The organism is Vibrio sp. M260112 (assembly GCF_036533775.1).
GTDB lineage: Bacteria > Pseudomonadota > Gammaproteobacteria > Enterobacterales > Vibrionaceae > Vibrio.
In genome coordinates, this window is record NZ_JATABH010000002.1 from 1 (window position 1) to 13110 (window position 13110).

Annotated in this window: 10 protein-coding genes and 3 tRNA genes; 3 read left to right on the forward strand and 10 right to left on the reverse strand. The window is 45.9% G+C overall.

Annotated features, from left to right (window positions below):
- Positions 1-3: 3 nt before the first annotated feature.
- The 3 genes from QTN95_RS01165 to QTN95_RS01175 all read left to right on the forward strand — a co-directional run bounded on the left by QTN95_RS01165 (position 4) and on the right by QTN95_RS01175 (position 407).
- A tRNA-Leu gene (locus QTN95_RS01165) sits at positions 4-88 on the forward strand.
- 29 nt (positions 89-117) lie between these two features.
- Positions 118-192: transfer RNA gene (locus tag QTN95_RS01170), tRNA-Gln, on the forward strand.
- A gap of 130 nt (positions 193-322) precedes the next feature.
- Positions 323-407 (forward strand) — tRNA-Leu (locus QTN95_RS01175).
- A 153-nt stretch (positions 408-560) separates the two neighbouring features.
- Here the strand turns inward: QTN95_RS01175 and QTN95_RS01180 are convergent.
- From QTN95_RS01180 to flgE, 10 genes are all read right to left on the reverse strand, one after another.
- Positions 561-1694: a flagellin gene (locus tag QTN95_RS01180; RefSeq protein ID WP_331416041.1), complete on the reverse strand. Its 1134-nt coding sequence runs from the start codon at positions 1692-1694 to the stop codon at positions 561-563.
- Positions 1695-2184: 490 nt separating this feature from the next.
- Positions 2185-3330: a flagellin gene (locus tag QTN95_RS01185; RefSeq protein ID WP_331416042.1), complete on the reverse strand. Its 1146-nt coding sequence runs from the start codon at positions 3328-3330 to the stop codon at positions 2185-2187.
- Between the two features lie 370 nt (positions 3331-3700).
- Entirely contained in the window at positions 3701-4894 is a 1194-nt protein-coding gene (flgL, locus tag QTN95_RS01190; RefSeq protein WP_331416043.1) for a flagellar hook-associated protein FlgL, read from the reverse strand.
- A gap of 10 nt (positions 4895-4904) precedes the next feature.
- A complete protein-coding gene (gene flgK / locus QTN95_RS01195; RefSeq protein WP_331416044.1) occupies positions 4905-6779 on the reverse strand; it encodes a flagellar hook-associated protein FlgK in 1875 nt (624 codons plus the stop codon).
- Between the two features lie 364 nt (positions 6780-7143).
- Positions 7144-8058 carry a flagellar assembly peptidoglycan hydrolase FlgJ gene (gene flgJ, locus QTN95_RS01200; protein ID WP_269378007.1) on the reverse strand — a complete coding sequence of 305 codons (915 nt, stop codon included), beginning with the start codon at positions 8056-8058 and terminating at the stop codon, positions 7144-7146.
- A gap of 10 nt (positions 8059-8068) precedes the next feature.
- The gene (locus tag QTN95_RS01205; RefSeq protein WP_331416045.1) at positions 8069-9160 is read right to left on the reverse strand and encodes a flagellar basal body P-ring protein FlgI; all 1092 of its coding nucleotides are present in this window, start codon (positions 9158-9160) and stop codon (positions 8069-8071) included.
- Positions 9161-9227: 67 nt separating this feature from the next.
- Positions 9228-10007, reverse strand: coding sequence for a flagellar basal body L-ring protein FlgH (gene flgH / locus QTN95_RS01210; RefSeq protein WP_331416046.1), 780 nt, complete (start codon positions 10005-10007; stop codon positions 9228-9230).
- Between the two features lie 15 nt (positions 10008-10022).
- Positions 10023-10811, reverse strand: coding sequence for a flagellar basal-body rod protein FlgG (flgG, locus tag QTN95_RS01215; RefSeq protein ID WP_331416047.1), 789 nt, complete (start codon positions 10809-10811; stop codon positions 10023-10025).
- Positions 10812-10830: 19 nt separating this feature from the next.
- Positions 10831-11580, reverse strand: coding sequence for a flagellar basal-body rod protein FlgF (gene flgF / locus QTN95_RS01220; protein ID WP_138971525.1), 750 nt, complete (start codon positions 11578-11580; stop codon positions 10831-10833).
- Positions 11581-11785: 205 nt separating this feature from the next.
- The gene (flgE, locus tag QTN95_RS01225) at positions 11786-13090 is read right to left on the reverse strand and encodes a flagellar hook protein FlgE (protein ID WP_331416048.1); all 1305 of its coding nucleotides are present in this window, start codon (positions 13088-13090) and stop codon (positions 11786-11788) included.
- Positions 13091-13110: the final 20 nt, after the last annotated feature.

A 13110-nucleotide genomic window follows, 5' to 3' on the forward strand; every position in this document is an offset into this window, starting at 1 on the left:
GATGCGGAAATGGCGGAATTGGTAGACGCACCAGATTTAGGTTCTGGCGCCGCAAGGTGTGAGAGTTCAAGTCTCTCTTTCCGCACCATTCTTTAAGTCTCTCTTTGAGAGCACTGCAGGTCTATCGCCAAGCGGTAAGGCAGCGGCTTTTGATGCCGCCATTCCCTGGTTCGAATCCAGGTAGACCTGCCATTATTTATAGGTTCACTAGATAAGCATCATTTGATGCCCCGTCTATTGTCCCAGGTTAGGCTCTCAGTAGCCTGCCATATACAACGTTGTCTTGATTTTACCAATTATCAGGATGACTACAGATTAAGATGCGGAAATGGCGGAATTGGTAGACGCACCAGATTTAGGTTCTGGCGCCGCAAGGTGTGAGAGTTCAAGTCTCTCTTTCCGCACCATTCTTTATAAACCCCAGCTTTTAGCTGGGTTTTGTTTTATCTGCTCTACGGAAAATTTGCTCGACGTACGATGTCGATAGATAAAAAAATCCAGCCGAGGCTGGATTTTTTGCTTAGAGTCATGACTTTTAAATTTGCTTAGAAATTAATTCCTTAGCCTAAAAGCCCCAACGCTGAGTTGGGCGCTTGCTTTGCTTGAGCAAGAACAGAGCTCGAAGCCTGAGTAAGGATCTGAGATTTCGTTAGAGCTGTCGTCTCTTTCGCGAAGTCTGTATCCTTAATTCGGCTCTTAGACGCATTCACATTTTCGTTAATGTTATCTAAGTTATTGATTGCATGGTTGAAACGGTTCTGGAACGCACCCAGTTCTGCACGGTGGCTATCAACAAATTTAAGAGCCGCATCAACAATCGCTACCGATTCTTGTGCACCACCAACCGACGTTACATCGATCGTGTCAACGGTAACCGCTTTAGCTTCACCGATACTTAGTTCGCCCGCTAAGCTACCACCAAAGGTTGCAACGCCTTCAACGCGGTTGTTATCGGTAAATAGCTGTAGTTTGCCATCTTGATCGACTGACGCTTTAACAAGATCAGTTTGACCATTGATGTAAGTCGCTAGCTCTTCGATGTCGTCACCAGCTTTTGCGTTAATCGCTACGTTTTGCTCTTGTCCAAACTTGTCAGTTAGCGTGATTGTAAGGTCATTTGCCCCACTCTGCACTGCCCAGTCTTTGCCTTGGCCATTCGCTGCAACGTAACTGTTACCACCCATCATAACGTTATCGCTACGCATATTGTTCATGGTAAGCATAACGGCTTCACCGTTGTCCGCACCAATTTGGAAGGACTTAGTCGCGAACGTACCATTCAGTAGCTTGTTACCACCAAAAGAGGTTGTTTCTGCGATACGGTTAAGTTCATCATTCAGTGCCGTGATCTCTTCTTGAATCGCTACACGCTCAGACTTAGAGTTAGAGCCGTTAGCTGATTGAAGTGATAGATCACGCATACGTTGTAGGATGTTGGTTGTTTCGTTCATGGCACCTTCAGCTGTTTGTGCCATCGAAATACCATCGTTTGCGTTACGTACTGCGACGTCTAAACCTCGGCTTTGTACATTCAAACGGTTAGAAATTTGTAGACCCGCAGCGTCATCTTTTGCGCTGTTGATCTTAAAACCGGATGAAAGTCTTTCCATCGACACTTGTTGAGCATTTGAAGCGCTATTTAAGTAGCGTTGTGCTGTCATTGCCGCGACGTTTGTATTTACATTAACCGCCATAGTGGTTCTCCTATTGATTTCCGTAGACTGGAGGTAAAGGTTTCCGACGTCTCGGCAAACCAATTAGTTCTCTCAAAGTAACCTTATTAGCGACATTAATCTGATTAACTTTAGAGCTATTTGGTCAATTTCTATAAAAAAATGGGGTTAACAGTAGCAGATTGATACGGTTAGCAGATATGAACTTAATTGCTAAAGAAATAGGAACTTCAGCCGATAATGCGCGTTTTCGCTGTCGAGGGAGTGAATTTGAAAATAGTTTTCTTTGGGCAAAAGAAAAGCCCCTTTTCCTTTGAGAGAACCGGGGCTATTTGGTAGCCAATGCCAATATGGAGATCGAGAGAAATGATCACAGCCTGGCTGCCGCGCTACATAGGTGACTCCAGTGATGGAGCAGGTGAGAGAGAACTCCATTACCTAATCACCTATGTTTGCCGTCAAACTTCCACTAACCCTACGTCTAGGTTTACGTTAGTGAAAAGGTTGACCACTACTGCAATAGTGACATTGCAGAGTTTGGCAACTGTTTTGCTTGAGCAAGTATTGAAGTACCTGCTTGTTGCAGAATTTGTGCTTTTGTCATCGCCGTAGTCTCTTTCGCGAAATCAGTGTCGCGGATTCGACTGTTCGATGCTTCTACGTTTTCTTGGATGTTGGCCAAGTTGTTGATGCTGTGGCTTAGACGGTTTTGTTTCGCACCTAAATCAGCACGTTGTGAATCTACGTACTTCAGTGCCGCATCAACAATACCTATCGCGTTTTGAGCGCCACCAACCGAACGAACATCGATGTTCTGTACTGTTGTTTGCACACCAGGACCACCGTTTAGGCCAAGTTCACTTGCAAGACCACCTGAGATGTTCAGGTTACCCTCTAAATTAGGCTCTGCGGCAAAGATCTGCAGTCTTCCATCTTGGTCTACAGACGCTTTAAACTTGTCTGTTTGGCCGTTGATATAAGTTGCAAGCTCTTCGATGTCGTCGCCTTCTTTAGCGATAATATCGAGTGTCACTGCTTCACCATCCTTCGTCGTGAACTCAAACTTCAAATCTTTTGCTGCGCTTGGTACACCCCAGTCTTTATCTTTGGCTTTCTCAGCATCAGAAATAAAAGTTTGTCCGCCCATACGGAAATCGTCTGCACGTACACTGGTTAAGCCCATTATGATCGCTTCACCTGAACTCGCACCGATTTGGAATGACGCTTCGCCAAATGAACCATTTAGCAATTTACGACCACCAAATGATGTTGTTTCTGCGATACGGTTTAATTCATCTTGCAGTGCCGCTACTTCTTCATGTAGAGCTTGGCGCTCTGACGTAGAGTTAGTGCCGTTTGCTGATTGTAGTGACAAGTCACGGATACGTTGAAGAATCGATGTTGACTCATTCATTGCACCTTCAGCTGTCTGGGCAATAGAAATACCGTCGTTGGCATTACGCATTGCTACGTCAAGACCACGAGACTGAGCCGTTAATCGGTTCGAAATCTGTAGGCCAGCCGCATCATCTTTTGCACTGTTGATCTGTTGACCAGAAGACAAACGCTCCATAGAGGTATTCAGATCACCCGTTGCTTTGTTTAGGTAACGCTGGGCTGTCATTGCCGAAACGTTAGTATTTACTGTAATGGTCATAGTTTGCTCTCCTATTGAGTTCGCAAGTGCTTGCGAAGCGGCCAGCTTTGTCTCATTTGGAAGCACTGACCGTAAATGCCTTGCTAAGCAGATCGATTACCTGCTTAAAACTAATTTGTTTAACTCTCAATTAACTGATTCAAGTTGTGTGCCAATTTTAAAAATCCGGAAAATAAATTTATTTATCCTTATTTATTAGCAACTTGAATCTAGTGATTGCAAATTATCCTAATTGAACAAATTACACTCACCGCCTGCGGCAAGCTCGTTGCCGCTCTTTTGCCACCTGACTTGCCACTCATCGTGGTTTCGTTTTGCTGGCAAACTACATCTATCTCGCTCTTATGGCATGGCGCATAAGGCATTGAGATTAGATGTAGTTAAATAGTGTTAAGTCTTTGGTTTTACCAAACGCTTGTTGTGACGCTTGTAGTGCTCGCGAGTTCTCGTTGAATTCGATAATCGCTTCTGCATAATCCAGATCTTCAAAATTACTTTTTGATTTAGCCAACGTCATTTTGAAGTCGTCATGCTGCTCTTCTTGGATATCAAGTGTATTTAGCCTTGCACCCACATCCGTGCGCGCCTTGTTCAAATGAATGAAAGCGGCATGGAACTCTTGTGTAATCTGATGTAACTGAGCGGTGTTGGATGCGTCTGATACCGAACCTCGTGAATACTCCATCGCATCTTTAAACGTTTCAAACACACTGAAGGTACGTCTCGGCTCTAAGCTGATCTCATCACCTTTGGTAATCTGGCCTTTGACCTGAATTTTCACGCCTTCGTATTGAATGCCTTTGGCAGGGTCAAAGGTGTCTGCTTTAACGACTGAACCATCACGTTCCAACTGGTACCCATATTTGCCGTCGGGCATATCGACAAAAGTGACTTTATAGGTCGACTGATCGTCTGGATTAATGTTGATAGCACGCTCTAGTAACAGTTCTGATGCGTCTTTTAGGTTGTACTTAGGTTCAAAATCACCAAATGGATTGTCTATTTCCATATACAGCTTGCTGCCTGGATCATTAATCGGCATTTCTAAGCTGTTGGAGATCTTCATCTTGCGTTGATAGTCATCGCCTGCATACACCACCTCTCCATCCTTATCACGGAAGAATGGTTGGTTTTTAGGTTTAGTACCGGCAAAGATATAGTTGCCGGATTCATCTTGAACATTGACCAAGTTGAGGAAGTTATTGGCAATCTCTTGGATCTCTCTACGCTTCGCTAATCGGTCTTCTGGTGATAAGGCACCATTGATCATTTCCATCACCGTGCGTTTCGCTTCATCAGCAAACTGTTCCGCATTGGAGATAATGACCTCATGGTGCTCTAGACGATTGCGAGTCAACACAATCGCATCAGTAAACTGACGTAATTGCTCTTTTTGCTGACCAATGTTTTGGATGTAATGCGTTGCCAGTGGATCATCACTGGCTTTCATTAACTTTTTACCCGACGCTAACTGCGCCTGATTATGGTGGACTTTCGCTTCTGAACGACGCAAATCATTCTGTACTGATTGATAGTTATGGAAGCTAGAAATACGGTTCATCATTTATGCCTCCTTATCTCAACGCCAGAATGGTGTTAAAGGTATCATTTGCCGCCTGCATGATGCGTGAAGAAGCCATATACGCTTGCTGGAACTTCATCATGTTTGCCGCTTCCTCATCGAGGTTAACGCCAGAAATCGACGCCACACGTTCCTGCGCTGCTTCTTTTTCTAAGCGCGACACATCAGTCAGCCTTGAAGCGGTCGACATCTGCAAACCAACGTTTGTATTGAGGTTGTGATAGATATCCAGAATGGTCGATTCGCCATCATTGAGCTTTTTATCCGTCTGGATGTTTTGCATTTTTAGCAAGTTGCCGTTGTCACCTTCTGAAGGGACAAGGTTTGCCGTAAACTTGTCATTCGGCAATGCACCATCGGTCAACTCAAATGAGGTGCCCTGCACTGTCACAACACCCGATGGTGGGTAGTCTCGTGGATCAAGCAGTATATTGCCTTTGGTGTCAGTAACGGCAAACTGTTTGCCGTCCGGTGAGATGATGACTTCAAACTCACGTAATGTGCCCGCTTGTTCAATACTGAACTTCGCCTTGCCTTGAGCAAAGGTTGTGGATGCTTCATAACTTTGTGCGGCAATATCACTTGGGTCATTCGTTGCCATCTTCATCTGTGCCGCGCCACTTCGAGTTGGTCTCAACAGAACGCGCTCTCCAGACTCTAGATCCTTACGAATATCGATACGGATGCCGTCAAGTGTGATGGCATTGTCGACAACGGGAACAATAAATTGCTCTCCAGAAGGGCGCGTTATGTAGTAATCCCCGCCCGTGTATTGCAGAGAGTACTCGCCACCAACTAACTTGTTGGTATCTTCAATAAACACCGCAACATCAGCACTTGAATTCGATGACGTCACGACTCTAGACTTTGCCACCACATCCGAGTTCACATCGGTAAACATCAGACCACCAATGTTGCCTCTTAAATCAAGACCTTGAGACTGGAGCTTGTTGACTTGGTATGAGAATGAAGTCGCTAATCGTCCTAACTCATCCATCAATTGAGGAATTTTATCATCGCGCATCGAGAGCATAGCTCCGATTTTGCCATCAATATCCTTGGTGGTAATCGCCTTAATACCTTTACCTTCAATCATGGCAAGACGACGCTGATGAACATCTGGATAACCGTCAATCATCTTGAGTTCACTCGCTTCAGTTCCTGAAACGAGGGTGTGTCCATTACCAATGTGAATATTAAAACCTTCAGCGTTTTTACGCGGCGTGACAGTTACCTTGGTGTACTCAGACAGTTCCGCGACCAGTTTTTCATGGGTGTCCATCAAATCATTGTGTGGCCCAGGCGTACGCATCATCAATCGATGTAAGTCTCTAATTTCCAAAGCAAGTTGATTGACACGTTCTATGCCAAGCTCAAGTTTTTTATTGGTGACATCGGATTGACGACGGATGGTTTCATGGAAATCATTAAGGTTTTGCGTAATCAGATTCGCTTTCTCTAGCACAACCTTACGTGCCCCCACATCATTCGGACTGTCTGCGAGTGATTTCACCCCATCGAACCATTCATTAAGATTTTCAGGAATTTTTTTCGATGCCACTGAAGAGAGCATGCTAGATAGCATCTCTAAATTGCCTTCGTCATCGACTTTATGCGCATAGTTAGTGGTAGAGACATTGAGTTCATTGACGGCAAACTGATCCCAAGAGCGGCGAACTTTTTCCACATGGACGCCCATACCGTAGGTTTCCCCACCGTATTGACGTGGCATGTTTGTGCCTTGTATCACCGACTGACGGCTGTAACCCTCTGTATTTACATTAGAGATGTTATGACCAGTGGTGTTGAGTTGTCTCTGAGCCGTCAGTACGCTTTGCGAACCAAGATTCAGAAGATCAGACGCCATATTGCCCCCAAGAAACCTTTAAAAATCAGTGTTAACTGAATATCTGAATTAAGATTTGCAATATGTGTGCCAAAGCGAGAAGCGAGAAGCGAGAAGCGAGAAGCGAGAAGCGAGAAGCGAGAAGCGAGAAGCGAGAAGCGAGAAGCGAGAAGCGAGAAGCGAGAAGCGAGAAGCGAGAAGATTCTGAAAGGGTCGACAGTGCATATCAACACTTTCCTTTTAAATTCAGGTAATTAGACTCAAATATTAGCCTGCACTGCCTGCAACTTTCGACTCACTCACCACCAGCTCCTCTCGATGGACGAAGTCCGTTCTCGATTCTCGGAGCGAAGCGTTCTAGTTCTCCATCGGCGCAGCCCTCGAGTTACATCTGATCAATCCGCGCCTTAACGCTTAGCACCTTATCGGCGTAACGAGGATCAGTCGCGTAGCCAGCTTGATGAATGCCACGGATAAACTCTTCATTGTTTCCACCATGACGAAGTGCAGTGGTGTAACGAGGGTTTTGATTGAGAAAACGAACATAGTCGTTAAAGCTCTCTTCATAACTTTGATAAGAGCGAAATGCTGCGTGTTCTTTGACTGGCACCCCTTGATGGTACTCAAGAGTTTGTGTCGCAACACGGTCACCTGACCAGCTACGGTCAGCTTTAATATTGAATAGGTTATTACTGCTGCCGGCCGCGTTGTTCACAACCTTTTGGCCCCAGCCGGTTTCAAGTGCGGCTTGAGCAAGCAGCAATGAAGAATCAATACCTAATGCACGAGCTGCTTTCTCTGCGTAAGGCTTCATTGATGCGACAAACGACTCAGGCGAGTCAAATCGAGAAGGCTCTTTAGTTGCAGAAACTGCGGTTGGCGCTGAAGCGGTATTGGCTTGCTGTTGACGGATACGATCGACTCTTTCCATCATTGTCTCAAAATCAGCGTTGCGTGCGTTGGCGTTCTGGTTTTCAACCTTACCGGAAGTCAGCTGAGCGACAATCATATCGGCTAAGCCCAGAGAACCTGATGCACTCAATTCACTCGCCATCTGCTCATCCATCATCTGACGATAGAATTGTTGGTTTTGGCTATCCATCAAGCCAGACTCAAATGTGGAGTTAGCGTCACGCATTGACTTAAATAGCATGTTAGTGAAGATAGCTTCGAACTGTTTCGCGGCAGCAGCCAGCGCTTCTTTTTCACTCCCCTCATCACCTTCAACCGCTTTCTTACGCAGTTTATCTAGGTTAGCGATATCATGAATAAAACCGATGTCATTACCGTTGTTAATCATGTTCTACTCCTTAGATAACAATGAGTTGGCCTTCGATTGCACCCGCTTGTTTGAGTGCTTGAAGGATTGCCATTAAATCCGAAGGTGCAGCGCCAACTTCGTTCACCGCGCGAACGAGATCATCGAGCGTCAGACCTGGCTCAAACTTAAACATCTTGCCCTGCTCTTCAGTGACTTCAATGTCAGTATCCGGTACCACAACGGTCTCACCACCACCAAAAGCATTAGGTTGGCTAACATTGAGGTTTTCTTTAATCGCCACTGTCATGCCGCCATGTGTGACTGCCGCAGGTTTAAGTCGTACGTGCTTACCAACCACGATAGTGCCAGTGCGCGAGTTAACAATGATTTTTGCGGAGCCGTCTGCTGGGTCAAACTCAATGTTCTCAATCGCAGATAGGTAAGCAACGCGTTGTGTAACATCACGAGGTGCACGGACTTTGACGGAAGTTGCATCGACCGCCGATGCCGTTTGAGGACCGAGGAAGTTATTTACCGCATCAGCCATACGCTGTGCAGTTGTAAAATCTGATTCAAGCAAGTTAAAGGTAATGTAGTCGCCGCGGCTAAATGGCGTTGGTATTTCACGTTCGACCATCGCGCCGTTTGAAATCATACCTGCTGCTGGATTATTCCCAACAATTTTCGACCCATCCGCCCCCGAGGCACTAAAACCGCTCACGACCAAATTGCCTTGGGCAACGGCATAAATTTGCCCGTCGAGACCCTTTAGCATCGTCTGCATTAACGTACCGCCACGTAAGCTTTTTGCCGATCCAATTGAAGAGACCGTCACGTCGATGGTTTGTCCTTGCTTAGAAAATGCAGGCAGTTCAGCGGTAACGATAACGGCAGCCACGTTTTTACTTTTCGGTTTCGTACCTGGTGGCATCTGAATACCAAAGTTCTGCAACATGGCGTTAAAGCTCTGATCAGTAAAGGGAGTGGATTCTCCAGTACCTGGCAGACCTGTAACCAGACCATAACCGACCAGTTGGTTGCTACGAACACCAGCGACCTGAGCAACGTCTTTGATGCGTGCTGCTTGCGCTGAAGCCGCGAGGACCAACAAGCTTGTAAATAGGAGAAACAACTTTTTCATGACCATACCTTTACTCTAACTCTTTGCCATCTTTACTGTCGTGCCAAAAAAGCGGCATCAGATGGATTTAGAGAGATACATTAAAGAATCGTGCCAAGAAACCTGGCTCTTGCATATCTTGCTGTGTTCCTGTACCTGAGTACTGAATTCTTGCGTTTGATATGCGGTTTGACGCAATAGTGTTGTCGTAATCAATATCATCAGGACGAATCGTTCCGCTGAGTCGGATATATTCATCGCCAGTATTAAGTGTCAACCACTTCTCACCACGTATGACCAAGTTGCCGTTCGCCAGTACTTCAATCACTTCAACTGTAATTGAACCAGAAATGCTGTTACTTTGATTTGCCGCGGCACTGCCACTGAATTTATTGTCGTTGCTTAAATTGTACGAAAAGTTGTAGTCACCAATGTTAAGTTGCTGACCACCCACTTCTAGTGGATCCATCGACGCATCATTGTTTTTAGATAGATCTGCGTCAGAGCTTTTTGCCGCTTTAGTGCTTTCATCTAACGTAACCGTGATGATGTCGCCGATACCGCGTGGTTTGGAATCGTCATATAGGCTGGTAGTTTGAGCCATGTTAAACAGCGATCCCGTTTCCGCCGCATAATGCTCAGGACGATGTGTCGGATGTATCGGTGCCCATGCAGGGTCCCCCGCAACAGGGTCAGCTCGACCGCGCAAGGTATCGATAACGCCTGCGCTTTCGTCATCCGATTTGTCCCCTTCGACCGCGTCAACGGTTGTGGTTCCTTGAACGACATCAGGAGTTTCAATCGGTGGCTCAAGCATAGTACAGCCTGAAACAACTGTAAGAGCGAAAAGTGCGAGTAATCGATTCATTGCCCTATCCCTAAATTAAAGCTGCTGGTTAACAAAGCTCATCATCTTGTCTACCGCAGAGATGACTTTGGAATTCATTTCATAAACACGCTGAGCTTCGATCATATTGACCAGCTCTTCCGTCACGTTGACGTTTGATGTTTCCAACATTGACTGTCTTACTTCACCGAAACCGTCGAAACCAGGAACACCTTCTTGTGGATCACCACTCGCACCTGTCGGTAGGTATAAGTTTTGACCAATAGGTTCTAAACCACCTGGGTTGACGAAATCTACCGTCGCGATCTGGCCAATCACTTGGTTATCTTGCTGGCCTCGCACGCGAACTGATACTTCACCGTCGGTACCGATCGTGACACTAATCGCGTCCTCAGGGATGGCAATTTCTGGCTCTAGGGCGTAACCCGCACCAGAGGTGACAATAACGCCTTCATCATTGACCGTGAACTGCCCGTTACGTGTATAACCGATGTTGCCATCTGGCATCAGGATCTGGAAGAAACCATCACCCTCAATCATCATATCGAGACTGTTGTTCGTTGTTTGAGTGTTACCCTGAGTGTGAACTTTTTGCGTCGCCACTACTTTAGAACCCGCGCCTAACATCAGGCCGCTTGGCAGTTCTGTATTTTGCGATGACTGACCACCTGGCTGATTGATGTTCTGGTAGAACAAGTCTTCAAAAACGGCGCGGCTCTTTTTGTAACCTACCGTTGATGCGTTAGCCAAGTTGTTTGAAATTGTTGAAATATTGGTTTGCTGAGCGTCTAACCCAGTCTTACTTACCCATAGTGCCGGATGCATAACCTTCTCCTAAAATTTGTTAGCTCATACGAAGCAGAGAGTCAGACGCTTTGTCCATATCTTCTGCGGTGCTCATCATTTTCACTTGCATTTCAAACTGACGTTGCAAGTCAATCAGGCTAGTCATCTCGCCAATTGCATTGACGTTGCTGCCTTCAATTGCGCCTGTGAGCAGTTTTACACCGGCATCCGCTTCGTATGCCGCATTAGGATCTTTTGCACGGAACAAGCCGTTTACATCTTTGAATAGTGATTGATTATTGGTGCTAGTGAGCTTGATTCGATCAACGATTTCTATTGCATCTGCCGGAGCTCCTTGAGGAACAACCGAGATGGTGCCATCGTTGCCGATTTCAATTTTGCTGACTGGAATTGGCAGAGTAATTGGCGCACCTGCTTCACCAAGAACAAGATTACCGTTGCCACTCACCAACATACCGTTAACGTCAACTTTTAAGTTGCCATCGCGTGTTAGGCCTTCTTTGCCGGTTTTATCGAGAACCGACATCCAGCCTTGACCTTGGATGGTAACGTCGAGATCTCGTCCTGTCGTGATCACGCTACCTTGTTGAAAATTATGTCCCGGACGTTCAGTCATGCTAAAGACGCGACTTGGTAAACCATCGCCATATGCTTGCATTGAACGAGCTTGCGCCAAATCAGCACGAAAGCCCGTAGTACTGACGTTCGCCAAGTTGTTTGCTCTAAGCTGTAGCGCTTGCATATTCTGCTTGGCTCCGCTCATCGCTAGAAACAGTGCACGATCCATAATTTGCTCCAAAAATCACAATTCAGATCAATGAAAGCAACTTATGTGCCAATATTAATTTTCCTTTATTATCAATAAACTAAAATGAAAGCGGCAAAAATAGAAAGGAGTAAGAGGAGTGCATTGCCTGTTGCGGCAACAATAGCAAGCTGATGATTGCCACCAGCTTGCTAAACAGATGATTGCGAGTATCGCTAAATAGAGATTAACGAATCTGTAGGATGTTTTGTTGCGTTTGGTTATGAACTTCAAGTGAACGAGAGTTCGCTTGGAAGTTACGCTGCGCAGAGATCAAGTCGACAAGTTCTTGCGTCATATCGATGTTAGATTGTTCAAGGACACCACTGTTAATGGAACCAAATGAACCTTTGTTCGACTCACCCCAGACTTTCGCGCCCGACATCTGAGTTGCATCCCATTGCGTACCACCTTTCTTGTCTAGACCCTGCTCATTTGCAACACGTACCAAGGCAACACGGCCCAGAGTGTTCGATTCACCATTTGAGTAGGTTCCAAGAACGCTGCCATTTTCATCGATGTCAACTTTGGTCAAGAAGCCGGTAGTCGCCCCATCTTCATCAAACCTAGTTAACTCGAATGGTGCGGCAAACTGAGTTGCACCATCAAGCCCGAACGACAGAGTTTGATTGATATCGGCACCGTTGAGGTCGACTGGGTTTGCTCCCGCACCTAATGGTTCAGATACAATGTTTTGTCCATTGTTCAAGCTTGCCAGTGTACCGTCGTTGTTAAAACGCATAGTATGACCGATGTGCCCGGTAGGGCTCGTAGCATCACCACCTACAATATTTATCGGTTTCTCACCCGCACTGTCGGTGACAGTGTAGTAAGTTTGCCACGTATTAGGCTGATTTTGATCTTTGAGGTAATACGTCGTCATCTTGTACGACTGCCCCATAGAGTCATAAATCGTTGATGACGTAGAACGGTTGTAGGTTTCTGGATCGGTATAGTCAAACAGCGTCGGATCTTTGAGGTCGCCATTTGCAGGTAGGTTAACACCGACTTCAATATTCGACGTTTGTTTTGGTTTACCGAACTCTTTTGGTATGTTGATAGGAGATGGCTCATAAGAGAGCACATCACCGGTGTCCGGGTTAACTTGGTAGCCAAGTAAGAACTCATCATTGGCCGTTACCATGTAGTTATCTTTATTGAGGTGGAATGCCCCATTTCGAGTTAACTCATTGGAGGTTGGTGTGAGTCTATCTTTAGCGACAGCAAAGAACCCTGTACCGGACACTCGCAAGTCCATCGGATTGTTCGTATAAATACTTGAACCTTCGTGGAACTGCTGAGCAACCTGCGCCGCTTGAACACCTTGCCCAGGCGTGGTTTTCGCATGAGTAAAGAGTGAATTTGAGTATACATCGCCAAACTCTGCACGTGACTCTTTAAAGCCGTACGTGTTTGCGTTCGCAATGTTGTTACTGGTGGTATTCAGATCTAACTGAGCTGCGGATAAACCGCTTAGTGCAACATATGACATTCCAAAATCTCCTATCTAGC